Genomic DNA, 26,530 nt, shown 5'->3' with positions numbered 1-26,530 from the left:
GGCGCGCAGCTCTTGCACCGATCATGCCATGCTTGCTCAGTCGCGCAAGCCCGGCGCGTAGCCGAACGCCACCGCCGGCTCGGCCGCGGTCTCGACCCACACGCTCTTCACCTGCGTGTATTCGTACAGCGCCTCGATGCCGGAGGAGCGGCCATGGCCGCTGTTGTTGTAGCCGCCGAACGGCGAAGCGACGTTGATGGTCTTGTACGCATTGATCCAGAACGTGCCGGCCTTGACCTGTGCTGCGACGCGATGCGCGCGCGCGACGTCCCTGGTCCACACCGCGCCCGCGAGGCCGAACTCGCTGTCATTGGCGATCGCGATCGCCTCCGCCTCGGTATCGAAACGGATCGCGGCGACGACGGGTCCGAACACCTCCTTGCGCGCGATGCCCATGGCGTTGGTGACGTTCTTGAGCACGGTCGGCCTGACGAAATATCCGCCCTCGCCCACGCCGCCGCTCGCGCCGGTGACGATCTCCGCGCCCTCGGCGGCGCCCTCGCGGATCAGCGACAGCACGTGGTCATATTGCCTGGCGTTGTTGATCGGCCCGATCTCGGTCTCCGCCGACAGCGGATCGCCGCATCTGATCTTCGTAGCACCTTGCGCGACCAGATCGACGAAGCGGTCATAGACCGCGCCCTGCACCAGCAGCCTGGAGCCGGCGACGCAGCTCTGGCCGGCACCGCCGAAGATCGCGGCCTGCGCGCCGATGGCGGCGCGTTCGAGGTCCGCATCGGCGAACACGATGTTGGCCGACTTGCCGCCGAGCTCGAGCACCGACGGCAGCAGCCTGCGCGCCGCGGCCTCGCCGATCAGCCGCCCCGTCGGCACCGAGCCGACGAACACGACCTTCTTCACGGCGGGCTGCGCCAGCGCCGCCTGCCCCGTTGTGTGGCCGAGACCCGCGAGCACGTTGACGACGCCCTTCGGCAATCCGGCGCGTTCGGCGATCCCCGCCAGCGCCAGCGAGGTCAGCGGCGTCAGCTCCGACGGCTTCAGCAGCACGGCGTTGCCCATGCTGATCGCCGGTGCGATCTGCCAACCCGCGGTGAAGACCGGCGCGTTCCACGGCGTGATCTGCAGCACCACGCCCATCGGCTCGCGGCGCGTGTAGTTGAGATGGCTCGACGGCACCGGGATGACGTCGCCGTGGAATTTGTCGGCCCAGCCGGCATAGTACTCGAACATCTCCGCGACCTTGGCGACTTCGCCTTTGGTATCGCGGATCGGCTTGCCGGCGGACAGCGCTTCCAGATGCGCCAGCGGCTCGGCCGCGGCGAGGATCGCCCGCGCCACCGCCTGCATCACGCGGCCGCGGCCCGCGGCGGTCAGCTTCGCCCACTCCGCCTGCCCCGCCGCGGCAGCAGAAGCCGCCTTGGCCGCGACGTCGGCGCCGGCATCGGCATAGGTGAACAGCAATCGGCCGGTGGCGGGATCGTTGACCGAGACCGTCGCGCCTTCGCCGACGATGACGTCGCCGCCGACATGGGAGCCGACGGCTTTCAGATCCGGCCAGAACGGCAGCGCTGCGGCGCGCAGGCGGGGATCGATGAAATGGGTCATGGCGGTACGCTCACGGCTTCGGCATCGGGCCGAGCTGCAGCTCGACGATGCGGTTGAAATCATCGGCGTCGGCGATGCTCGCGGCGCTGTCGGCCCAGATGCGCGCGGTATCGCTTGCGATCGGCAGCGACAGTCCGAGTTCACCGATGAACTGCGCCGCCAGCCTGACGTCCTTGCGCATCAACAGCATGGTGAATCCGGAATCGAAGGCGCCGTTGAGAATCCAATTGGGCACGTTGACGAGCGTGACGCCGGAGCGGCCGGAGCCGGCATTCAGGCCTTCGAGCAGCCGCCCGGCATCGACACCCGCCGCATCAGCGATGCGCAGCGCCTCCGCGGCGGTCAGCAGATGGGCGGCGCAGAGCAGATTGTTGACGATCTTGGCAACGTTGCCGGCGCCGACGCCGCCGACATGGACGCGCTTGGCGCTCATCCGCTCCAGCACCGGCAGCACACGCGCGAGGTCGTCCTCATCGGCCCCGATCACCATGGTCATGGTGCCCGTCGCCGCCCCCTTTGGGCCACCGCTGACGGGCGCATCGACGAAGCCCATGCCGCGCGCCTTGAGAACGGCCGCAAGCCGGCGCGAGGTCTCGGGATGCGAGGTCGAGGTGTCGACGATGACGACGCCGGCCCTGGCATGCGCGAGGATGCCGCCGGGGCCTTCCACGGCATCGGCGACGATCCCGGCGGTCGGCAGCGACAGGATCACGATGTCGGCTGCGGCGATCACGCCGCCGATGCCGTCGGCGATCGCGATGCCCTCGGCCGCCAGCGCCGCGCGCGTCGCGGCCAGCGTGTCGTAGCCGGTGACGGCAAAGCCGGCGCCCTTCAGCGTCAGCGCCATGCCGCGCCCCATCTTGCCAAGTCCGATGATGCCAACGGCGGTCACGAAGCCTCCTGCCCGATTTGCCCCGCCAGCGTAACCGCGCGATTCCGGGGCAGACATCAGCGCCCTCCACCGCTAGTGTTGACCTCTAGTCAACACTGTCCGAGGCCATGTCCGCCCTGCTCGATCACCACCGCCTGCACTATCTGCACGAGACGATCCGCCTCGGCTCGGTGCGCGCCGCCGCCGAAGCGCTCGACGTCAACGCGTCGGTCATCAGCCGGCAGATCGCGCTGCTGGAGAAGGAACTCGGCCTCACTTTGCTCGAGCGCCTCAGCCGCGGCATCCGCGCCACCGAGGCCGGCGCGCTGCTGGTCGAGCGCTTCCGGCAATGGCAGGCCGACCAGGCCGACACCGTCGCCAAGCTGCGCGAATTGCAGGGGCTCAAGCGCGGCCATGTCGACATCGTGCTCGGCGAGGGCTTTGTGAGTGACCTGATGTCCGGCCCGCTCGGTCGGTTCTGGCAGCGCCATCCCGACCTCACGATGTCGTTCGACCTCGCCGGCACCAACGAGGTCGTCAATGCCGTTGCCGAGGATCGCCATCACATCGGCCTGGTGTTCAATCCATCAGCCGATCCGCGCATCCGGATCGCCACCGCGAGCCGCCAACCGCTCTGCGCGATCATGCCGCCGGATCACGCGCTGGCGCGGCTCGGCCGTCCCTTGCGCCTGCGCGAGCTCGCCGACCACCCGCTCGGCCTGATGCATGCAAGCTACGGCACGCGTCAGATCGTGGCGATGGCGGAGGCCGCCGAGCGCATCGCTCTGTCGCCGAAGCTCATCACCAGCTCGATCAACGTGCTCCGCCACTTCGTCAAGGGCGGCCTCGGCCTGACGCTCCTGCCCGCCTTCGCGATCGCCGCCGATCTTGCCGACGGCTCGCTCGCCGCGGTGCCGGTCGACAACCGCCTGCTGTCGTCGAGCGAAGCCTGCGTCATCACCCGGCGCGGCCGCGAGCTGCCGCATGCCGCCAGCCATCTGCTGCGCTTTCTCAGCGGCCAGATGCGGGCGTTCCGGGTCGGCGGAGCCGCCGGCAAGACCAGGACACGCGGCGCCGGACGTTGATCCGCGCCGATCATCACGGATCGTTTCCGGTTGCGCTGGCACAGGGGTTGAGATTGGATGTTGCAATTTCGGGAGTCGATCTCATGCGCCACGTTCTCGCGATCGCTTTCGGCCTGTGGGCGGCGACAGCAGCTCAGGCCGAGACCTGCCAGCTCATCGGCAACCAGATCCTGTGCGACGACGGGACGTCGGGGCAGCGGATCGGCACCAATACCTATTGGAACGACGGCTCCTCGTCACAGCAGATCGGGCGCTTCACCTACAACAACGACGGCAGCAGCTCGCAGCAGATCGGCAATCACACCTACTACAGCGATGGCACGTCGGCGCATACGATCGGAAACACGACCTATTTCAGCGACGGCAGGACGTGCCGGCGGATGGGCAATCGCGTCGCTTGCGACTAATCGGCCGGACCGGCTGGGGAGTCTGCACCGACGACCAGGGAAACCGACGTCCCCAGAAGATTGGGACTGCGACATCGCGTGAGCGCCCCATGACGAGGATCGCTTCTGGTCGGATGACGGAGTGGCCGCGGAAGCCTTGGAGCGGGTGAAGGGAATCGAACCCTCGTATTCAGCTTGGAAGGCTGCTGCTCTACCATTGAGCTACACCCGCATCGGGGCGTTCCCTAACATGGTCCGCGGCGGCTCTCAACCTCTTCGCCACGGGGTCTGGAGGCGGATGCATCGGGATCCGCGGTTGGAACGGCCGGAATCGAGCGGAATCCGCGACCCGAGCCGCAGCGCAGCACGACGGCGGCGGCTGGTGGGTTCCGTAATCGGCCCCCCCTACCCTCGCGGCCCGGACCATCCTATATTCCGGTCACCATCAACAACGAAAGGAGGTGATCCAGTGTCTTTCACCAAGCGCTGTCACCTCGCTGGGATCGCCCGCTGAGCGGCTCTTCATGAGCGACGTGTGAGCGCATGATTCGTCAGCGTTTCAGCGCCATCGCGGCTCGGCAACGGGGCGGTCTCGGCCCTGGACCAGCGAGTTCAAGAACGGAAGCGCGGCGGGTCTCACGGCCCGCCGCGTTTTTTTACGGCAGCTCCGCCTGCTCGCCGGCCAGCGCCGCCGGCGGGCTGCGGACGAACCGCCGCGCCAGGAAGCCGCCGAAGCCGAGCATCCAGAAATACTGCACGTACTCCGGGGCAATCGCCGCGATGACGATGCCCGGCACGAACACGATCACGGGAAAGATCGCGCCGGCGATTTCGGCATGGCGGCCGCTGGGAAGCGCGAGCCACCACAGCGCGGCGTTCAGCGACGCAATGATCGTCAGATGCAGGCCATAGAGGACGGCCACCGCGCTGCTCAGCCTGTAGCCGCCGTAGAGCCCGTTGGTCACCGGCAGCAGCACGATCGACAACAGGAAGAACAGATTCAGGATGACCACGGGCCGGCCCGCGAACGGCTGCCGGGCCAGCCGCCGGTGGTGGCTGATCCAGAACACGCCGGCGATGATGAAGCTGAGGACCAGCCCGGCGAGCCGCCCGGAATAGGTGTGCACCAGGTCGATCCAACCGGGCATATGCGCGAAATTGGGCTTCGGCAGGTCGTAGGCGAGAAGCGTCATCGCAACACCGAAGATGGTGTTGGAGAGCGATTCCAGCCGGCGCATCTCGAACAGGTCGGACTGAGGCTCTGCCATGTCGAATCGGAAGCAACCGCGGCGAGGGACGGAGATGAGGACTCCGGTTCTATAGCAGCTCCGGCGCCGCGCTGCTCGACTTCGCTGCCGCCCTTGGGCGGCAGGCCGTCACGTCACTCGCCGCCGGCCTCCAGACCACCGGCCCTCGAGCGTCAGCGCTCACCGGCAGGCATAGGTGTGGCCATCGAAGCCGCGATAGCTGTGCGTCGCCGGATTGTAGCTGCGGAATTGGACGCAGGCCGGCAGTCCCGCGGTGCGCAGTCGCGGCCTGCCCTCCGCCTGCAGCCGGGCCGAGGCCGGGGTTGCGGTGGCAGGCCTTGCCATCACGATCATCGGCCGGCTGGCGACCATGCGCGATGTCCTGCCGGCATCCTTGGCCGCTGCATCCCTGGCGGCGACCACAACGGCCTGCGCCTGGGCCGCCTTGCCGGATGACGGTTTGCCCGATGGGGCGCCGGCTGGGGATGGCGTCGTCGCAGGCGGATTGGCCGCGACCATCTTGGGAGAGGACGGCTTGGCAGAGGACGACTTGGCAGAGGACGACTTGGCAGAGGACGGCCTGGTCGCTGGCGCCGCCATCGATGGCGATTTCACGGACGGCTTGGTCAGGGAAGGCTTGCCGGCGACTGGCTCTGCCGCGGCAGCTTTCTGAACCGCATCCTGCTTGTCCGTAACTGCGGCCTGCTTCGGCTCAGCCGACGCGGTGGGTATCGTCGCAACCGCTTCCGCAGCCGCGGCAGGCTTGACCTCGGGACCGGCCGGAATGTCGGCGCTGGCCGCCTGGCTCGGAACGGATGGCGCGGGATCGACCGACGCGGTCTTGTCGTCGGCTGGGGTCTTGTCCTCGGCGACGGGCGCCTCGACCGGCTTCTTGATCAGCTTCTTGCAGTCCAGCGGGAACACCAGCTCGCCCGATGCCGTCAACCCGATCGGCTCGCATCCGCCGAACGGCCCGCTCTCCTTGCCCTGATCCTTGGCCACCTCGCCTGCGGGTGGTGAGGAGCCGCCGGGCTCGGCGCTTCGCGCAAGCGAAACGCCAACCACAACCTGAAATAGAACAACGCCGCACAACAATCCGGCCCGGCCGGCCTTCTGCCCCAATGTACGCATGACACGCTCGCTCGACGCATGAACTCCGGCAAGGCCATCACGCCATTGAGGCAAGTCTGTGAAGGCAAGCCGCGGATTCCCGCTGCGATCTCAATTCGATGGCATTGTGTCCTGTTTGCACGACCAACGGTGCCGCAGGAATCCCTCAATGCGGTTGCAATCGGAGCCTACCAGGGTCGCCTGCGTGCAGTGACCGTCGGGAATTGACGGCCGCCGCCAGATGCGAGCGTCCGGACAGAACCCTTGAGCGCAACCGGCTATCGTCCCGACATCGACTGCCTGCGCGGCTTCGCAGTGATCTCGGTGATCGCGTTCCACTACGACATCTCGCCGTTTCGCAGCGGCTATGTCGGCGTCGACATCTTCTTCGTCATCTCGGGCTTCCTGATCACGCGGATCATTCATGCGGAGGTGCAGACCGGAACGTTCTCGTTCGCGGCGTTCTACCGGCGCCGCGCCCGGCGCATCCTGCCGGCGGCCCTGGCGATGCTGTGCGTGACCCTGCTCGCCGCCAGCGTGATCCTGTTGCCTGGGGACGCGGTGGCGGTGGCGCAGCAGGCGCTGGCCGTGCTCGTCTTCTGCTCCAACGTCCTGCTGTGGTCGCAGCAGGGCTATTTCGACGCCGCCGCCATCACCAAGCCGCTGCTGCACACCTGGTCGCTCGGGGTCGAGGAGCAGTACTATCTGCTGTTTCCCATGCTGGCGCTCGCCGCCTTCGCGCTGCGGCGGCCGCTGATGCTTGCGAGCTTCGCCGGGATCTGCGCGACCTCGTTCCTGCTCTGCGTGATCCAGACCCGGCTGCAGCCCGCCGCCGCGTTCTTTCTGTTGCCGGCCCGGGTCTGGGAGCTCGCGCTGGGCGCGCTGCTGGCCATGGAAGCCCCGCCGGCGCCGCACAGCCAGTGGCTCAGGATCACTTTGGCCGCACTGGGTTGGATCGCGCTCGGCGCCGCCGTCAACCTGTTCTCGCCGCACACGCCCTATCCCGGCACGGCCGCGCTGCTGCCGTGCCTCGGCGCCGCCGCCGTGATCTGGGCCAACCCGTCCCCGAGCAAGGCCGTGCTGACCGCGGTCAAACCGATGATCGCGGTCGGGCTGTGGTCCTACTCGCTCTATCTCTGGCACTGGCCCGTCGTCTCGCTGGCGACGGCGGTCTGGGGTCCGCCGAGCTCTATTCAGCACAAGCTGGCGCTGCTCGGCGCCTGCACCGCGATGGCGCTGACGAGCTTCTATCTGATCGAGCAGCCGGCGAGGCGCGCGCAGTCGCCGGTCACGGTGCGCGCGCTGGTCGCGAGCGCATCGGTCGTGCTGCTGGCCTCACTCGCGATCATCGGGCTTGCCGGATTTCCCGCCCGCTTCTCGCCGCAGGAGCGGACGCTGGCGGAATTCATCAGCTACGACCATCAGTCCGCCTATGAGAGCGGCACCTGCTTCCTCGATCCGGGCCAGACCTTCGAGGCGTTGCAGCCGTCGTGCCTTGCCAAAGGCCCGCGCCCGCGCATCCTGGTGTGGGGCGACAGCCACGCCGCTCACCTCATCCCTGGCCTGAAGCGAGCCCTGCCCCAGGCCTCGCTGCTGCGCGCCAGCCTCGCGCAATGCGTTCCTCACGCCGAAGCAGGCCAGTCCGCCGCCTGTGCGGATTTCAACCGCCGGCTGCCACTTCTGGTGCGCGAGCTCACACCCGACATCGTCGTTCTCTCGGGCAATTGGACGCGCACCGCGATGACGCCGGCCGCACAGGCGAGCCTGCTCGCCACGATCAAGGCGATCACGGACAACGGCAGCAAGGTGGTGGTGGTCGGGCCGAGCCCGCAGTTCGACCGCCCACTGCCGCATCTGCTGATTGCCGCGAAGCGCTTCGGCGTCTCGACCGACGGGCACATGCTGGATGGTCTCGGCGAGGTCGACGGCTTCATGCGTGTTCTGCTGAAGGATTCAGCGCGGACCGACTACGTCTCGCTGCTCGCGCTGCTGTGCCCGGCCGGAGATTGCGTGCTCCAGACCTCCGACGGCGCGCCGCTCGCCTGGGACGGTGGCCATCTCACGGCGCAGGGTTCGGAGCTCGCAGGGCCACGGATCGTCGCGGCGTCGCCGGCATTGGCCGCGGCCGCAAGCGCGCCGCAACTGACGGCGAACAGCGCCAACTAGTCGTCCGACAGGAATCTCGCAAACACCGGCGCGGCGCGCTCGCCCATCCGCTCGGCCCCTGCCACGGTGAAATGGCCGGCATCCTGGAACAGCCACACGCCATGCTCGACGACCGGGCAATCCTGGTCGCAATAGACCTCCGAGGGCCTGAGCAGTGTCACCTTGGCGAGCGGCCTGATCGCCTCCGACAGAACGGCGTCGATCACGCGGTTGGTCGCGATCGCCTCGCTCTTCGGCACGGCATCGCACGGCTTGGCGGGTGCGTGCCAGCGCGGCCCCGGCAGCATGCGCAACTGATCGAAGGCGCAATTCACCGGACGGACCTGGCCGCCGACGACGAGGAAATGCCGGCCGGGCCGGTCGAGCAGACGGATAGTCTCGGCGAGATGACCGGCGACCGCGGCGTTGCGGGTCCGCGCCGCCGGCCCATCACCGAGATCGAGATAGTGCTGCCATGCCTGCCCGATCACGACGAAATCGGCCGGCGACTGCCGGATCCGCGGCAGCTCGCTGTCGCGCAGCTCGGCGCAGACCTGGGCGCGAGGTCCCTCGGCGGTGAGCCCCGCGAGGGTGGGACATCCGCTCATGGTGGAGACGTGCCCGATCATGCCGCGCGCCTTCAGCGTCGCATCGAGCGCGGCGACATATTGCTGGACGTAGGAATCGCCGAGCAGCTCGACGCCGCGCGTGCCCTCGAGATCGCCGAACGCGCACAGCCGGCCGACGGCGCGGCCGCATTTGTTGAGGCCGAAGCCCTGCAGCTGGAACAGCGCGAGCTGATCGTCGGGCAGCCGCGACACGACGCCGTTGGCGCGGAAAGTGACGTGGGTGAGCGCGGCACCGACGATAAGCACCGTTGCAAAGCTCGCCACCTGCGCGACGCGCGGCCACGGCAACCGCCGCAGCGGCCGCTCGACGATGGCGAACATCAGCGTGGTCAGCACTGCCATCAGCGCGAGCTGCGCTGCCAGTCCCGCCGCGGTCTGCGCCGCATCGCCGAAGATGAAGCGGACGAAGAAGATCACCGGCCAGTGCACGAGATAGAGCGAATAGGACGCGGCGCCGACAGCGCGAACCGGGTGAGCCATCACCAGCGACGTCGGGGCATTGGCCGCAATGATGACGGCCGTGGCGATGCAGGGCAGCAGCGCGGCGACGCCTGCCTGGGACTGATAGTAGCCGATGAGGAGAAGGCTGCCGAACAACAGAACATCACCGCAGGCGGCGGCGAGAGAGCGGGCGCGCGGCGACGCTGCCAGGCGAGCCTCGAGCGGAATGGCGAGCGCGCCGATGGCGAATTCGAACACCCGGAATGGCGTCAGGAAGAACACGGCGTCCGGATCGCGCGATGACCAGAGTGCGGCCGCGGCAAGGGACAACAACCCGATCGCGGCAATGGCGCGGAACACATGTCGGCGCGTGCCGAGCCACATCAGCAGCAGCGGCGCCAGCGCGTAGAATTGGACCTCCGCCGACAGCGACCACAGGTGCAGCAGCGGCAACTCATCCGCGCTCGGCGCGAAATAGGCGCTGGCCTCGCGCCAATACTGGATGTTGGCGATGGAGAGCAGCCCATGCGTCGCCTCCTTGGCGAGCTGGCGCAGGGCTTCCGGCGACAGGAACAGCCAGCCGACCGCGAACGTGGCCGCAATGGTTACAACCAGCGCCGGCAGGATGCGCCTTGCCCGCCGCAGATAGAACTCCGACAGCGAGAAGCGCCGGGCGCCGACATCGCGCAGGATCTGCCCGGTGATGAGATAGCCGGAGATGACGAAGAAGATGTCGACGCCGGCATAGCCGGCCGAGAAGCCGGTGATCCTCAGGTGGAAGAGGATGACGATGACGACGGCGATCGCCCGGAGGGCATCGATGTCAGCCCGATGACTGCGTTCCAATGTCGTCCACTCCGCGCATTCCTCGAGGCGGACGAGTTGCGCAGACACGGATGGCAACAGCAGGAAACAGTCATGACGTCATCGGACCCATCCGATGACACCGCGCCGGCGGCGGCGTGGCGGACGTGAAGGGGGTCTGCCGAAGTCGGCCGCAAGTTCGGCAATCCGTTGAACGATCGGCTTGAATACGGCAATCTGGCGGCGCTGAGGGACAATGCGGGGCTGAGGGCGGTGATGAACCTGTTGCGAAGAGAATGGCGGGCAGCGTTCGCGGGAATAGCCGTCGCGGCGCTGCTGGCGGCGACCACCGCAGCCTCGGCGCAAGCCCAGACGCCGGCTCCCGGCGCCGCAGCGCCTGCTCCCGCTCAGACCACGGTCGAGCGCAACGCCAAGGGCGTCGCCGGCAAGCCGATCCAGGTCGGCATCTATCTCAACGTCCAGCCCGACTGCTCATCCGGGCCGCTTCCCGCCATCCGCCTGGTGACGCCGCCGGGCAACGGCACCGTCACGATCAAGCGCGGCAAGGTCAGCGCCACCAACTACAAGCAGTGCCTCGCCCTGGAAGTGCCGGGCTTCATCGCCTTCTACCAGTCGAAGGCCGATTTCGCCGGCACCGACACGGTGACGCTGGAGGTCAAGTTCCCGCAGGGCCGCACCGAAGTGCAGCGGATCATGATCAACGTCGGCGTCGGGCCGGCGGGGCAGAAGATCTGAGCCGCAACGCATCGACGCGCCGCCGCCTTTAGCCATGAAAAAGGGCCGCCTCTTGGGCGGCCCTTTGCTTTCGCGCGTCCCATGCGGGCCGGGATCAGACGTGGACCTGCGTCTGGGCGTGGCTGTTGTCGAGGATCATCTTGATCACGTCGTCGCCGGCCGTAAGGTTGCCGCCGGTGTCCTTGATCGTGGCGACGTTGGTCCAGCCGGAGCCGGCATTGATCTGCAGCGTCAGGTCGCCGTTGTTCAGCACGGCACTGCCGTTGGCCGAGGCCAGGCTGGTGTGCCCGCCGCTGTCGACGAAGCGCACCGCGTCGGCATGGTTGCCGGACACGCTGGACAAGAGGCCCGAGAGGTCGATGACGTCGCCGGAGGTGCCGGTCTGGAAGTCCAGGATGGTGTCGAGCCCGCCGCCGGCGAGGTCACCGGCGTTCCACTTGAACGTGTCGGACCCGCCATTGCCCGTGAGCTGGTCGGAACCAGCGCCGCCGATCAGAACGTCCGCGCTGCCCGACCCATTGATCGTATCATTGTAGTTCGATCCGATCACGCCTTCCATATTCTTGTAGCTGTCCGTGCCGAGACCAGGAATGGACACGTTCGTGGCGGTCGAGCTCTGAGTCAGCGTCAACGTAAAGCCGGCGGTCGCATCGGAGAAGTCGAGCAGGTCGATCCCTGCCCCGCCGTCGATGGTGTCGTTGCCGCCACCGCCGCGGATGATGTCGTCACCGTCGCCGCCATTGATCGTGTTGGCGGCACTGCTGCCGATCAAGACGTCGTCGCCCGAGCCACCGGTCACGCGCTCGATGTTGGCGATCGAGCTGAAGCCGGTGGCGGTGCCGGCCCCGAGATTGACCGTCACGTCCTCGTTCGTGATGTAGGTCAGCGTGTCGCTGCTGTTGCCGCCAAGATCGGCGGTCACCGCCTCGATATTGCCGAGCTTGGTTCCGTTGACGTCGGTGATCACGCCGTTGGCCACCGTGACGTAGATCAGGTCCTGCGACGACGTCCCCTCGATGACGAGGGTGTCGGTACCGGTGCCGCCGTCGACGGTGTCGACGCCGTCGTTGACGCCCCAATAGAAGGTATCGTTGCCGGAGCCGCCGATGGTGACGTCGTTGCCGCTGCCGCCCCGGATCGAGTCGTTGCCGGCGCCGCCGTTGATATAGTCGTTGCCGGCGCCTCCGAGCAGCGTGTCGTTGCCGCCCAGGCCGTAGATGCCGTCATCGTCGGCGCCGCCGTTGAAGTTGTTGCCACCGCTCGACCCGATCATCACGTCGTAGCCGTTGTTGGCGTTCGCTTCGAGCGGGTTGTCGACCGTGGCGGTGATCGCGTCACCGTCATTAGCGCTGTAGCCGGACAGCCACGGTGCCGAGCCGGCCACCCACGACTTGTCCGACAGCGAGTTGATGGTGAGATTGAAGGCGCCATTATCGAGCGCGTTGAAGGCCAGATAGGTCGACACGGACGACACCGAGTCGGTGGCCGTGACCTTGTAGACGTACAGGCCCGCGTCGTTGTTGTTCGGATCTCCAGTGAACTGATTCCCGGTCCGGTGGATCCAGCTGTCGTCGCCGGTCGAGCTGTAGACGAGGCTGTAGGTGTAGGTAACCGTCCCTGTTCCGCCTGCGAACAGCGTCGCTGCGTCCAGGCTGATCATGTTCGGCGAGTCGGTGTTCTTCGACAGCGCGTAGCGTCCATCGGCGCTCGTGGTGTCCACAACCGACAGCGGCGCGGGCTCGCTCGTGCCGTTGATGGTCACGTCGATGACCTGGCTGGCCGTGCCGTCGACCGACTTCACCGTCAGCGTGTCGTGCTTGACGTCGCCATTGTTGAGCGCCTGCACGTTGGCCGCCGAATTGTTCAGCGTATAGCCCCAGGCCCCGGTCGCCGCATTGAAGGTGAAGGTGCCATACGTCCCCGCCAGCGACGCCGGCGTCTGGAACTGGGCTTCGCCGCTGTCGACGTCGGCAACCGTCAAGGTCCCGCCGGCCGTCAGCGTGCCGTCCTCCTTGGCCGTTCCGCTTGCCGTGCCGGTGATCGAGGCCGCATCGTTGACGCCGTTCACCGTGACGGTGACGGTCTGCGTGGTCGTCCCGCCATGGCCGTCGTCGATCTTCACCGTGTAGGTCTGATCGATATGGTCGCTGGCGCGCAGCGACTGGATGTCGGAATCGTTGACGGTGAACGTCCAGTTCACCTTGTGGCCGGCGTTGTCCACGGTGGCGTTGAACGAGCCGTAATAGTTGCTCCCCGCCGGGGTCGTGGTGGTCACCGTCTGGGCGTCGCCATCCACATCGGTGAAGGCGATCGCACCGGACGCCTTCTCCACGCCGGGCGTCAGGGCCGTGCTCGGTTGCACCGAGATGTCGTCGATGACGGCACCGCCCGCGCTCGCGAACTTGATGGTCGTCGTCGTCGACGTCGCCGTGAACTGGTAGGTCTGCTCCGTCCAGCCGAGGTTCCAGGCGCCCGTCGTCAGAACGGTCGTTCCGTCGACGCCCGACGTCACGGCCGTACCGTAGGTCATCACGTAGAAGTCGACGGTATAGGTCATGCCGACGACGGTGCTGATGGTCTGGCTCATCGAGCTCGATGCGCCGTAGAAATCGGCCGAGCCGCCATCCGTGCGGCCGCCCACGACGGTGACGGCATGGGCGCCCCCGACCGTCCACGCATCCAGCGTATAGAAGTTGCCGTTGTAGTAGCCGAACGAGCCGTTCTGGATCAGGTTGCCGGCCGGGGCCGCATACGAGGCGTCCTCGGTGACGCTCGCCGTGGTCGTGCCCGCTCCGAAGGTCGGCGCGTGGTTCGGCGCGGTGACCGAGCCGGTCTGGCCGCTGGTCACGTTCTCGGCAAAGCCCTGGCCGTCGGTGTAGGTGACGTTGGCCGAGATCTTGTGGCCGACGTCGTTGGACCCCAGCGTGTAGGTCGAGCCCGTCGCGCCGTTGATGACGGCGCCGTCCCGCAGCCAGTGATAGACGACGTTCGACGCGGCACCATCCGGATCGCTGCCGAGATTCGCGGTCAGCGTCTGGCCCTGCGTCGCCGTGCCCGACACCGTCACCGTCGCAGCACCGTCATTGACCGGCGTGATCGTCAGCGTGAAGGCGTCAGAGGCGGCATACTCGCCGTCGCTGGCATAGACAGTGACGTTGACCGCGCCGGCGAAATTTGCCGGCGGGGTACCGCTGAAGGTACCCGTCGTCGCGTCGAAATGCAGCCACGCCGGCAGGGCGCTACCGTCGCTCAGGTTCGCCGACAAGGTCAGCGGACCATTGCTGCCGTCGAAACGTCCATCGACGTCGGCGAAGGTGTTGGACGGGATGGCGAAGCTGAACGGCTGGTCTTCCGCCGAGCTGCGGTCGGCCAGCGCGTTCTGCAAGGTCGGCGCGTCATTGTTGCCGATGATCTGGATCGTCACCGTCTTGGCGGTGCCGTCCTCGGTATAGACCGTGAAACTGTCGGTCAGCGTGGTCTGGTTTTCCTTCAGCGCCTGGACGGTCGGATTGTTGTTGTAGAGCCCGTAGGTCCACTTGCCGTCGCTGCCGATGTCGAACCAGCCGTAGCCATTGGCCGTGTTCGAAGAGGCCGCCTGCCACACGTCGTTGTGACCGTCGACGTCGGTCGAGTTGAGGTCGCCGCGGGCGATGCCGTAGAGCGGGCTGCTCTGGCTGTTGGCGATGCCGCCCTCCTCCGCAATCGTGCCGGTGGCATCGCCGCTGATCACGGCCGCGTCGTTGACGCCGGTGACCGTGATCTTCAGCGTCGCGGTGTTCGACACCGCGCCCGACGGATCCTTGTCGGTATAGGTGAAGGTGTCGACCGCGTTGACGCCTGCGGCCAGCGCATTGGCCTTGTCGGCGACATAGGTGTAGGAGCCGTCCGAATTCAACGTCAGATGGCCGTAGGCGCCCTCGATCGAGGTGCCGACGCCCGCCCCTTGCGTCACGCTGCCGGTGCCAGCGACGACGCCGGAGACGACCAACGAGGTAACGGGGGTGTCGACGTCGCTGTCGGCGACCGAGCCGCCGGTCGAGCCCCGGATCACGCCGTTCGCAGCCGAGATGTTGAGGCTGCCATCCTCCAGCACCGCATGGGTGTCGGAGTTCGTCACCGGCGGGTGATTGGCGGGGATGACCTCGACGCTGACGGTCTGGGTGGCACTCAGATTGCCGCCGCCGACATTGCCGTTGTCGTTGATCGTGATCGTGACCGAACCCGGATGGTCGCTGTTCGGCGTGAAGACGGCGGAGGCCAGATAGGTGTTCAGATCGCTGATCTTGAACCCGCTCATCGTGAGCGTCTGGCTGGCGTCGATGACGCCGAGAGACGGGATCGAGAACGTCCCGCCGGAGATATCGAACCGCACGGACTCGACGACATCGCCGTCCGCATCGGAGAAGGTGATCGCGTTGGCGCCGGTGAAAGCGAACGCGGCGCCTTCATTGGCGGTCACGTGCGTCGGGGCGTGGACCTCGGGTGCATCGTTCACCGGTGTCACGTTGATGGTCAGCGTGCCGGTGTCCGTCTGTCCGGCCGCATCACGCACCGTGTAGTCCACGGTGTCCGCGCCGTAGAAGTCCGCCTTCGGCTTGTAGACATAGGTGCCGTCGGCATTGAAGTGGATGGTGCCGCCCTTGGCTGTCGTGAAGTCGCCCGCCACCACGCTCAGCGTGTCGCCGGTGTCCGGATCGCGATCGTTGTGCAGAACGCCCTGTGCGGGATCGGACACGGTCAGCGTCGTGTCCTCGTTCACGCTGGCCGTGTCGTCCACGGCCGTGGGAGCGTCCTCGATCGGGTTGATGTTGATGGTGATCGTCTGCGTCGCGCTCAGATTGCCGCCGCTGCCGATATTGCCGTTGTCGTTGATGGTGATCGTGACCGATCCCGTCGCGTCGTTGTCAGCGGTCGGCGTGAACACGGCGGAGGCCAGATAGGTGTTCAGATCGCTGATCTTGAACCCGCTCATCGTGAGCGTCTGGCTGGCGTCGACGACGCCGAGTGACGGAACCGACAGCGTGCCGCCGGAGATGTCGAACCGCACGAACTCGACGACGTCGCCGTCCGCATCCGAGAAGGTGAACGCATTCGCGCCGGTGAAGGCAAATGGCGTGTCCTCGTTCGTCGTCACCTGCGTCGGCGCATGGATCTGCGGCGCGTCGTTGACCGGGGTCACCGTGACGTCGATCGTCTGCAGCGCGGTGTTGACGACATCGGTATGGACGTTGCCGTCCGACAACGTGGCGTGGTCGGTCACCTCGGCGACGACCGACAATGAGAACGTGCCGTTGTAGTTCGCGGGCGGCGTGACCTGCAGCGGATGGCTGTCGAACGCGGCAATCGCTGCGGCGTCGTCGATCACCCATTTGCCGGCGTCGGCGCCGGTTCCGGCATGGCCGACCGAGAAGGTCGCCCCGGCCGGATAGCCCGAAATCAGCAGCCGCAGGCTTTCGGAGCCGTCGGTGTCGGTAACGGCGGCGCTGATGAGCTTCAGGTCGATCGTCTGATCCTCGGCGCCAGAGGCCGGGCCGAGGTTCATGAAGCTCAGCGTCAGCGAGTCGGCCTTCGGCGCGACGTCGACCGTGACATGCGCGGTCGCGGTGCCGCCATCGCCGTCGCTGACCGTGTAGTCGAAGCCGGCGATACCGGAGAAGTTCTTGTCCGCCGTGAACACCGGGTTGCCGTTGGTGAGCGAAACCGTGCCGTGCGTCGCATTGCCGACGCCCGTGACGGTCAGGGTGTTGTGGTCGACGTCGGTGTCGTTGTTGAGCAGGCTCAGCAGGGAATTGATGGTGAGCGGAGCGTCCTCGCTCGCCTGGACCGTGTCGTCGTGAGCCACAGGCGGCGTGTTGAACACGCCGGTCAGCGTGCGCGTGCCGTCGGTGAAGGCGAAGCTTTCATAGTTCGTGAACGTATCGGTCAGGCCGTTGTGGGTGACCTGCACGCCGATCAGCGTCACGCCGTCCGTCGCGAACACCTTGGTGTAGGTCGCGTCGGCGAACTTGAAGCCGAACTTGACGGTGTCGCTGTCGGCGCCGCCGTCGGACACGACACTGGTGTTGCCGGCAAACCGGACGAGATCCAGCGTGTCGTTGCCGGAGCCGCCGTTGAACACGATGGTCGACGGCGCGATCGCGGTGCCGCTGATATCGGTGATCGTCACCGTGTCGCTGGCGGTGCCGCCGGTGATGGTGATGCGCTCGATCTCGTCGGCGCGGATGGTCGCGCCATTCGGCCCGTCGTAGCGCACCAGAATGTCGGTGGCGTTGCTGGCCGAGGGGTCGTTCAGTGTCGGATTGATCTCGGTGCCCGTCGAGGTCTTGCCGATGGCGAAATTGCGGGCATTGGCATCGCCGGTGATCGCCAGCACGTCGTAGTTCGGAGAGGTCGCCCCGGTCTCCGAGCCGCCGTCGATGATGTCGCTGCCGTCGCCGACCGTGTAAAGGAAGGTGTCGTTGCCGGCGCCGCCGAACAGCCGGTCGTCGCCTGCCCCGCCCTTGATGACATCGTTGCCAGCACCGCCATACAGCGCATCGGCGCCGCTGCCGCCGACCAGGATGTCGTCGCCGCCGGAACCGTGGGCCTCGGTCACGCCGCCCAGCTTGTCGGTGCCGACGACCTTGTCGGTCACCGAGGCACGGTCGGTCACGCTGTGGGCGCCGACCGTCTCGCCGAGGACCGTCGCCGAGCTGTCGCCGAGATTGACGAACACCGGCGAATTCGGCGCGTCATAGCGCGTCGTCGTCACGGTGCCTGCGGCATCGACCCGGATGGTGAAATTGTTGGTGAAGACGTCGTGGTCGCGATCCTCGACCGCGAACGCGAAGTTGAGGTCGAGATACTGATCGGCCGCGCTCGGGGTCCCGATCGGCGCGGGGTGATCGAGCGGCTGCAGCAGAATGAAGTTGTAGGAGCCGGTGCCGGCCTCCGACAGCGTCACCGTGAACACCGCCGCATCGGCGGCATTGCCCGTCACCTGGCCGTTCTGCCCGATATAGCTGCCACCGCTCATGCGATAGGCGGTCAGCGTCGTATGATCCGCCGACATCACATAGGTCAGGCCGAAGCCGAGCGAGGTCAGCCCGGAGAGCTGGTGATTGGCCGCATCGTAGACGCGGACCGGCGACGAGCCGAAGAAGGTCACCGACGGACCGGAGCTGTCGCCGTCGGCTCCGTAGGTGATGCGCAGATCGACCGCGCCGGTCGAGACATTGCCGGCCGCCTCCGAGACCGCGACAATGTCGACATCCTGCGACTGCGGGGCATCGTCGTTGACGGTGATGATGATCTGGTCGTGCAGCGCGACGGAATCGCCGTCCGAATCGGTGGCGGTCACCGCGGTCGACAGATCGAGCGTGAGCGCGTTGTCATGGCCGGTGCCGACGTGGTCCAGCGCGCCCTTCAGACGGAACGAATACTGCCCGGTGTTGGGGTCGACCTGGAACTCGAAGATCGTAACCCCGCCGGCCTTGGCGATCAGCGTGTTGTCGACGCCGATGCTGTAGGTCAGCGCTACGCCGCTCGACGTCAGCGACAGCAGCTCGGGCGCGAGGTTGGTCTTCTCGACCGTATAGGTGCCGGGCTTGTCGGCGCCGAACGACACCAGCGAGCTCAGATTGCCTGTGAAGTAGGAGTCGTTGCCGTTGCCGTCCCCGTTGAGGTCGCCGCCATGGTTGCCGGTGGCGGTCACCACCGTGCCGTTCGGCAGCTCGCTCTCGTAGACACTGGCTCTCAGCACCGCCGCGGTCGCGACAGGCGTGTCGTCGTCGATCGTCACCGCGAACGAGGAGCTGGCGCTGTCGCCATCCGCATCGGTGGCGGTGAAGCCGAAGCTCAGCTTGACGTCGTTCTCGTTCTGGCCGGCCGGATGATCGACATGCTTCAGCAGCGTGAAGCTGTAGCTGCCCGCGCCGGAATCATCGAGCGAGACCTTGAACACCTGGTTGGCCGCCGATGGCGGATTGCCGTTGGTCGGATTGCTGCCGGTGTAGCCATAGACCGTATTGCCGACGACCCAGAGCTTGACCTGGACGCCCTCGACCGTCAGCAGACCGGCGTCCGAGGTGGCGTTCTGGCCGTTGGTGATGCCGCTGAACGCGACCGCGCGATTCACGCTGCCGCTGTTGTTGTCGTCGGCGCCCCAGGAGATCGCCAGCGAACCGTTGGCCGTGACATTGGCGCCGGCGACGTCGCCAGTCGCCGCTCCGGTGTTGCCGCCGGAAAGACCATCCTCGTCGACGGTCCCGGCGTCAGCCGTGCCGATCGCAGGCCGGCCGTTGTCGTCATTGATGGTGACAGTGAAGTTGCCGCCCGAGGCGGTGTCGCCGTCGGCGTCGGTCGCGGTGAAGCCGAGCTTCAGCGACAGCGCGTTGGTCTGGCCCGAGCCAACGTGATCGACATTGTCCAGGAGCTCGAAGGTATAGCTGCCCGAGCCATCGTCGGACAGCGTGATGTGGAACACCTTGCGGTCGTTCGTCGTGAGCTGGCCGCCATTGTCGTTGGCGACGCCCCAGATCTCGGTGTCCGACACGCGGATGAACTGCACCGCCGTGCCGTTCGAGGTCAGGGTCGGGCTGCCCGCGCCGGTGGTCTTGACCACATCGCCGGTATGGATCGCGCTGTCGAACGCCACGCTGCGATTGGCCGCGCCCGAATTGTTGTCGTCGGCGCCCCAATTGATGTTGAGCGCGACATTGGCCGCGGTCTGGGTCTGGAACACCTCGGACCCGGCTGATCCCGTGGTGTTCTCGGTCAGCGTCGCGGCGGCCGCCGAACCGAGCACCGGCACGTCGTCCTTGACCGAGACCGTGAAGCTGTTGCTGGACGTGTCGCCGTCGCCGTCGGTCGCCGTGAAGCTGAAGGACAGCTTGACGATGTTCTCGCCGCTGCCGGCGGGGTGATCCAGGGTGCCGAGCAGCTTGAAGCTGTAGGAGCCGTCGTTCTGGTCGCTCAGCGACACTTCGAACACACGGGTGCCGTGAGCGAGATCGCTGCCGGTGTAGCCGACCAGCACGCCGTTCTCGAAGCTGTACTTCACCGTCTGGCCGTCCGACGTCAGCGTCAGATTGTGGCCCGCGCTGTCCTCGGCGTCGACATTCGCGCCGGCGCTGGTGTAGCGGAAGGTGACCGAGCGGTCGCCGAGCCCGCCGCCCGCGGTCTTGTTGCTGTCGTCGGAGCCCCAGTTGATGTTGAGGTCGCCGCTGACCGAGGTCGACTCCTTGGAAGAATCGGTGCCGCTCGGCAGATCGTCCTCGTCGACGGTCCTGGCATCACCGGCCGCCGCCACCGGCGCGGTGTCGAGCACGTTGACCTTGAAGCTGCTGCTGACGCTGTCGCCGTCGGAATCCGTGGCCTTGAAGCCGAAGGTCAGCGGCAGGCTGGTGCCGTTCTGGCCGGACGCCGGGTGGTCGATGTTGTCGTACAGCGTGAACTTGTAGCTGCCGTCGCCAGTGTCGGACAGCTGGATGGTGAAGACGGTGCGGTGATCCGCGGTGACCGCCGTCAGCAAGGTGCCGTCGCCGGAGATCGTGTAGCTGATCGCCGAGCCGTCGGAGGTCAGGCCCGTGGCGCCGGCGACGGTGGTAAAGGCCACCGCGCGGTTGTGCCCGACACCCGTATTGTTGTCGTCGGCGCCCCAGGAAATGGCGAGGCTGCCGGTCTGGACCGTCGAGTTCGACGCATCCGGGTGGCTCGTGTCGTAACCGTCGGTCGGCAGATTGGCCTCGCTGACGGTCTCGTCCTCGGCGCAGCCGACGGTCGGCACGTCGTCGGTCACCGCAACCGTGAAGCTGCTGGTGGCGCTGTCGCCGTCGGAATCGGTGGCCTTGAAGCCGAAGCTCAGCGCCAGGCTGTCGGCACCCGACTTGCCATGGTCGAGGTTGTCGAGCAGCGTGAACTTGTAGCTGCCGTCGCCGTCATCGCTCAGCGTGACGGTGAACACCGTGCGGTGATCGGTAGTGACCGCGCTCAGCGTGGTGCCGTCGGATGAGACCACATAGCTGATTGCATAGCCGTTCGACGTCAGCCCTGCCGGTGCGGTCGTGTCGAAGAACGCCACCGAGCGGTTGTTGGTCGCGCCGGAATCATTGTCGTCGGCGCCCCAGGAAATCGCGAGATGCCCGGTCTGCACGGTCGAGTACGGCGAATCCGGGAACAAGACGTCGTAGAGATCGGTCGGCAGGTTGGATTCGCTGACCGTCTCGCTCTCGGCGTGCCCGATCGTCGGGACGTCGTCGACGACGGTGACGGTAAAGGTGCTGCTGCTCGCATCGCCGTCGGAATCGGTCGCCGTGTAGTCGAAGGTCAGCTTGACGACGTTGCTGCCCTGCCCCGCCGGATGATCGAGATTGCCGAGCAGCTTGAATGTGTAGGTGCCGGTGCCGTCGTCATCGAGCGAGACCTCGAACACGCGCTGACCGGAATTGAGGCTGTTGCCGGTGTAACCGACCAGCACGCCATGATCGAAGGCGTATTTCACCTGCTGACCGTCCGACGTCAGGCCGCTGAGACCGACATCGCTGCCGTTGGTCACATGGACGTCGGCGGCGGCGTTGGACGTGTTGGTGAAGCGGACCGAGCGATCGGCTGCGCCGTTGTCGTTGTTGTCGGCACCCCATTTGATGTTGAGCGCGCCGGTCACCTGGGGATCATGGCTGCCGCCATCATGACCGCCGAAATCGGGGCCGCAATCGCCGCCGCCGGCGTTGAGATCGGCTTCGTTGATGCTCTTGGCCGTCCCGGTATGCGCCTCCGGGCTGTCGTCGTTGACGCTGACCTTGAACGTGCCGCCGATCTGATCGCCGTCGGAATCGGTGGCGACGTATTTCAGAGTCAGCGCAATGCTGTCCTCGGTGTTGGGCACCGGGTGGTCGAGATTGTCGAGCAGCGTGAAGGTGTAGGAGCCCGAATCGAGATCGGACAGCTTCACCGTGAACACGGCGGCATTGGCCTTGTTGCTGGTCCAGTTGCCGTTGCCGTCGATGTAATGCTGTCCGTCGAAGCGGTAGGCCGTGATCAGCGTGCCGCCTTCGCTGACGGCGTAGGACAACGCGACGCCGTTCGACGTCAGGTGCTGCGCGGCGAGCGAGGAGGTGGCGTCGGAAGCGAAGGTGACGGCGCGGTCGCCGTTCACCGGTGCCGCACCGGTGATCCCGACATTGCCGAGATTGTTGGCGCTGTCGGCGCCCCAGGAGATGCCGAGAGCACCCGTTGCGACGGTGTTCTGGCCGGGAACGTCGCCAAGCCCGCCCGCGAGCCCGGTGGCAAGCCCGTCCTCATCGACCACGCCAGTCGCAATCTCCCGGTTCAGCACCGGCGCGTCGTCGTTGATCTTGATCTTGAAGGTGTCGGAGACCGCATCGCCATCCGAATCCGTGGCGACGAAGCCGAGGGTGAGCGTGACGTCGTCCTCGGTATTTTGGCCCGGATGATCGATGTTGTCGATCAGCGTGAAGCTGTAGGACCCCTGCCCCTGGTCGGACAGCGACACCGTGAACACAGCGGCCTTGGTCAAGTCGCCGGTGGCATGGCCCTGGCCGTCGACATAGGTGTGATGGGCTTCATCGTAGCGGTAGGCCGTCAGCAGCGTGCCATCGGCTGACACGGTGTAGCTCAGCGCCACGCCGTTCGACGTCAGATGCTGTGCGGAGAGCGTCGAGATCACGTCGGAGGCGAAGGTGACGGCGCGGTCGCCATTGACCGGGGCGCCATCGATGCCGCCGTCGACATGGCTGTTGGCGCTGTCGGCGCCCCAGCGGATGCCGAGGAAATCGGTCACCGTCAGATTGGCGCCCGCAGCGTCCTTGCCGTCCGCATAGGAGTTGCCGGGATTGCCGAGACCGTCCTCGTCGACCACCGAGTAGCTGACGCGTTCGCCGAACACCGGGGCGTCGTCATTGACCTCGACATTGAAGCTGCCGTGGATCGCATCGCCGTCGGAATCGGTGGCGACGAAGCTGAAATTCAGCCCCTGATTATCCTCGCTGCCGTGGACCGAGTGATCGAGATTGCCGGTGAGATTGAAGGTGTAGGAGCCGTTGTCCTGGTCCGACAGCGACACGGTGAACACCGTGGCGCTGGCGAGGTCCTCCGTCGGCTTGCCGTTCGCGTCGACATAGGTCTCGTGGGCGGCGTCGTAGCGATAGGCGGTCAGCAGCGTGCCGTTCTCGGAAACCTGATAGCTCAGCGCCGTTCCGTTCGACGTCAGCCCCAGCTCCTCGAGCGAGGACACGGCGTCGGCAGCGAAAGTCACGGCGCGATCACCCTTGACCGGGGCGCCATCGATGCCGCCGTCGACATGGCTGTTGGCGCTATCGGCGCCCCACAGGATCGCGAGCGACCTGGTCACCGTCAGATCGGCGCCCACGACGTCGCTGCCGTGCGGATAGCTGTCGCCGGCATTGCCGAGGCCGTCCTCGTCGACCACGCCGGCGCTCGGCGCATCGCCGAACACCGGGGCGTCGTCATTGACCTTCACCGTGAAGCTGTCAGTGACCGCGTCACCGTCCGAGTCGGTGGCGACGAAGCCGATATTGAGCGTGATGTCGTCCTCGGTGCCGTGCACCGGGTGATCGAGATTGCCTTTCAGCTCGAAGGTGTAGGAGCCGTGGTCCTGATCGGACAGCGACACGGTGAACACCGTCGCATGGGCCGAATCCGTCGGCTTGCCATCCGCGCCGACATAGGTCTCGTGCTCGGCGTCGTAGCGATAGGCCGTCAGCAGCGTGCCGTTCTCGGACACGACATAGGTGAGACCGAAGCCGTTCGATGTGAGATTCTGGGCGTCGAGCGTCGCGACCACGTCGGCCGCGAAGGTCACGGCGCGGTCGCCGTTGACCGGCGTGCCATCGATGCCGCCATCGACATGGCTGTTGGCGCTGTCGGCGCCCCAACGGATGCCGAGCGTATCGGTGACCTTCAGGTCTTCGCCATAGGCGTCGCCGTCGTCCTTGTAGCTGTTGCCGGCGTTACCGAGGCCGTCCTCGTCGACCACCGAATAGCTCGGCTTCTCGCCGAAGGTCGGTGCGTCGTCATTGACCTTCACCGTGAAGGTGTCGGTGATCGCATCGCCATCGGAATCGGTGGCGACGAATCCGATGTTGAGGGTGATGTCGTCCTCGGTGCCGTGCACCGGGTGATCCAGGTTGCCCGACAGCGCGAAGGTGTAGGAGCCGTGGCCCTGGTCTGACAGCGACACCGTGAACACCACGGCGCCCGACAGACCCTCGCCTTCCAGCGGCTTGCCGTTGGCATCGACATAGGTCTCGTGCGCGGCATCGTAGCGATAGGCGGTCAGCACGGTGCCGTTCGCCGACACGTCATAGCGCAGGGCAAAGCCGTCGGAGGTGAGATCCTGCGCCTCGAGCGAGGCCACCACGTTCGCGGCGAAGGTGACGGCGCGGTCGCCGTTGACCGGCGTGCCGTTGATGCCGCCGTCGACATTGTTGTTGGCGTCGTCGGAGCCCCAGCGGATTCCGAGCGTATCGGTGACCGTCAGATCCTCGCCATAGGCATCGTGGCTGTCGGCGTAGCTGTTGCCGGCGTTGCCGAGGCCGTCTTCGTCGACCACCGAATAGCTCGGCTTCTCGCCGAAGCTCGGGCCGTCATCGGCGACGTTGACGGTGAAGGCGCTGTTGACGGGGTCGCCGTCGGCGTCGGTCGCGACCACCTTGAAGGTCAGCGGCAGCGACGCGTCGTTGGCGCCGTTGTGGTCGATGTTGTCGGACAGCGTGAAGGTGGCGCTGCCGGAGCCGGTGTCGGACAGCGACACGCTGAAGATGGTGCGCGCGCCCTCGCCCTCACCTGCCGTCGCGATGATCTCGGTGCCGTTGGCCGACAGCGTGTAGGAGATGGCCTCGCCGTTCGAGGTCAGGCCCAGCGCCTGCAGGGTCGCGATCTCGGACGCGTCGAACACCAGCGAGCGGTCGCCGTCGACCACGGTGCCGTTGGAGCCGCCATCGACCTTGCTGTTGCCGTTGTCGGCACCCCAGCCGATGTGGAGGTCCACGCTCGCGGTGGTCGGCTCGAAGCCGTCGCCGCCCGAGGGCTTGGCGTCGCCCACGATTTTGGCGCCGAGCTCGCTCTCCCCGCCGCCCTCACTGCCGCCGCCGGTGTGCTCGGCGACATTGATCGCCTCGACGGTGCCGGCGACCGGCGAATCGTCGTTGATGCCGATCACGATCGTCACCGGCGCGGTGTCGCCGCTGCCGTCGATGGCGATGACGTTGAAGGTGAGGTTCAGCGTGTCTTCGGTGCCGAAGACCGGATGATCGAGCGGCAGCAGCAGCGTGACCGTATAGGTGCCAGCAATCGTCGAGTTGGCGTCGAGCGTGACGGTGAAGACGTGATTGGCGGTAATCGATGGATCGCTGCCGATATAGCCGATCAGCTCAGGCTGGCCGTTGACGGTGGTGATCGCAAAATGCACCTCCTGGCCGCCGGAGGTCAGTCCGGCGAGACCGGGCTGCGACGCCGCGAACGCAAAGGCGCGGCCGATCACGTCGGTGCCGAAGTCGACGTTGAGCGAACCGGTGAAGCTCGTCGCCACGCCGCCGATATCGCCGCTGCCGCCGGGCCGGCCTTCGGACAATCCGTCCTCGTTGAGCACGACGCTGTCGGCAACGCCGGCGATCGGCGTCGGATTCGGCGTGACTGGCCTGTCGCCGAATTGAGTGCCGATGTCTTCGGCTCCCAGCAGCCCCAGCGGCGTGCCGACAGTCAGCGGGTCGACCTTGAACGTTCCGAAGTTCGCGCCGGCAGGCACGCCCGGCGCTCCGGGCGTCCCCGCGGCCGGCAGCACCGACTGGTCGGTGGTGATCGGAAACAGTTCGGCAAACTGATCGCCATTGATGATTCGATCGGGGCCGACTTCGAAGCTGACATCCTTCAGCGGGGCGCCGTTGGTGTCGAAAACCGGGTCGATCGAGACCGTCGACTGATTATCGAACAGGATGATCAGGCGGTTGCCGATTTTGACGAAGGTCAGCCGCTCGCTGGCAATGTCGCTGAAATCGATCTGGTTCGAGCCGTCGAGATGGACCGTGACGGCTTGGTTGCCCTGTGGCTTCCCGATCTTGAGGTGCTTGGCCGAGGCGCTGGATGGCTGCGTGGACGTGCCGGTCAACTGGGCCAGCAGGACAGGAGCATTCATGCGCCAAAACCTCCAAATATGGGGCGCTTTGGTGGCGCCCCATTTCTATCGTTAAACTATTATTAAACGAGAATACGGGTCAATATTACCGGTTCTTGTTAATCAGACTTTAGGGACTTTGGGTAAATGCAGTCAAGTGCAGCGGCATTTGCGAAGGTAAACAAGGCTGTGCCTATGCTTCCGCCTAAGGGGCGGAGCTGCCTGAACGACAAGAATAAATGGAGGCGAGGCCTGCAGAATTACTGCCAATTCGCAGTTATTCAATCGCGCAATACTCGGGGAACACCACGCACGCTGTTGGGAATAAGAGCTTGCCGCCATCAAACGGCCGAAATGGAA

10 protein-coding genes and 1 tRNA gene are annotated in these 26,530 nt (G+C 66.3%); 4 read left to right on the top strand and 7 right to left on the bottom strand.

The features are described from left to right. Positions 1-36: 36 nt before the first annotated feature. Together ACQR1H_RS03380 and ACQR1H_RS03375 are read right to left on the bottom strand one after the other, a co-directional pair. Positions 37-1,566: an aldehyde dehydrogenase family protein gene (locus ACQR1H_RS03380; RefSeq protein WP_434907143.1), complete on the bottom strand. Its 1,530-nt coding sequence runs from the start codon at positions 1,564-1,566 to the stop codon at positions 37-39. Between the two features lie 10 nt (positions 1,567-1,576). Next, the gene (locus tag ACQR1H_RS03375) at positions 1,577-2,458 is read right to left on the bottom strand and encodes an NAD(P)-dependent oxidoreductase (protein WP_434907142.1); all 882 of its coding nucleotides are present in this window, start codon (positions 2,456-2,458) and stop codon (positions 1,577-1,579) included. A 107-nt stretch (positions 2,459-2,565) separates the two neighbouring features. On the opposite strand from ACQR1H_RS03375, the gene ACQR1H_RS03370 reads away from it, so the two are divergent. After that, the gene (locus tag ACQR1H_RS03370; RefSeq protein ID WP_434907141.1) at positions 2,566-3,522 is read left to right on the top strand and encodes a LysR family transcriptional regulator; all 957 of its coding nucleotides are present in this window, start codon (positions 2,566-2,568) and stop codon (positions 3,520-3,522) included. A gap of 83 nt (positions 3,523-3,605) precedes the next feature. Continuing rightward, positions 3,606-3,929, top strand: coding sequence for a hypothetical protein (locus ACQR1H_RS03365; protein WP_434884252.1), 324 nt, complete (start codon positions 3,606-3,608; stop codon positions 3,927-3,929). Between the two features lie 137 nt (positions 3,930-4,066). Here ACQR1H_RS03365 and ACQR1H_RS03360 read toward each other — a convergent pair. From ACQR1H_RS03360 to ACQR1H_RS03350, 3 genes are all read right to left on the bottom strand, one after another. Beyond that, a tRNA-Gly gene (locus ACQR1H_RS03360) sits at positions 4,067-4,140 on the bottom strand. A 424-nt stretch (positions 4,141-4,564) separates the two neighbouring features. Beyond that, positions 4,565-5,176: a TMEM175 family protein gene (locus tag ACQR1H_RS03355; protein WP_434846301.1), complete on the bottom strand. Its 612-nt coding sequence runs from the start codon at positions 5,174-5,176 to the stop codon at positions 4,565-4,567. 159 nt (positions 5,177-5,335) lie between these two features. After that, the gene (locus ACQR1H_RS03350; RefSeq protein ID WP_434907140.1) at positions 5,336-6,157 is read right to left on the bottom strand and encodes a hypothetical protein; all 822 of its coding nucleotides are present in this window, start codon (positions 6,155-6,157) and stop codon (positions 5,336-5,338) included. A gap of 372 nt (positions 6,158-6,529) precedes the next feature. Here ACQR1H_RS03350 and ACQR1H_RS03345 point away from each other — a divergent pair, with 372 nt between their 5' ends. Next, on the top strand, positions 6,530-8,431 hold the full coding sequence (locus tag ACQR1H_RS03345) for an acyltransferase family protein (RefSeq protein WP_434907139.1): 1,902 nt from the start codon (positions 6,530-6,532) through the stop codon (positions 8,429-8,431). Here the strand turns inward: ACQR1H_RS03345 and ACQR1H_RS03340 are convergent. Then, positions 8,428-10,326, bottom strand: coding sequence for an acyltransferase family protein (locus tag ACQR1H_RS03340; RefSeq protein WP_434907138.1), 1,899 nt, complete (start codon positions 10,324-10,326; stop codon positions 8,428-8,430). The two genes, ACQR1H_RS03345 and ACQR1H_RS03340, sit on opposite strands and share 4 nt — an antisense overlap. A gap of 234 nt (positions 10,327-10,560) precedes the next feature. Here ACQR1H_RS03340 and ACQR1H_RS03335 point away from each other — a divergent pair, with 234 nt between their 5' ends. Continuing rightward, complete coding sequence (locus ACQR1H_RS03335; RefSeq protein WP_434907181.1) at positions 10,561-11,040, top strand: hypothetical protein; 480 nt, start codon at positions 10,561-10,563, stop codon at positions 11,038-11,040. Between the two features lie 94 nt (positions 11,041-11,134). On the opposite strand, the gene ACQR1H_RS03330 is transcribed toward ACQR1H_RS03335, so the two are convergent. After that, a complete protein-coding gene (locus ACQR1H_RS03330) occupies positions 11,135-26,191 on the bottom strand; it encodes a VCBS domain-containing protein (protein ID WP_434907137.1) in 15,057 nt (5,018 codons plus the stop codon). Between the last annotated feature and the right edge of the window lie 339 nt (positions 26,192-26,530).

This window comes from Bradyrhizobium sp. HKCCYLRH2015 (assembly GCF_051168215.1).
Taxonomy (GTDB): domain Bacteria; phylum Pseudomonadota; class Alphaproteobacteria; order Rhizobiales; family Xanthobacteraceae; genus Bradyrhizobium.
Note: the sequence above shows the minus strand (reverse complement) of the source record. Positions and strands in the feature narration are given on the sequence as shown.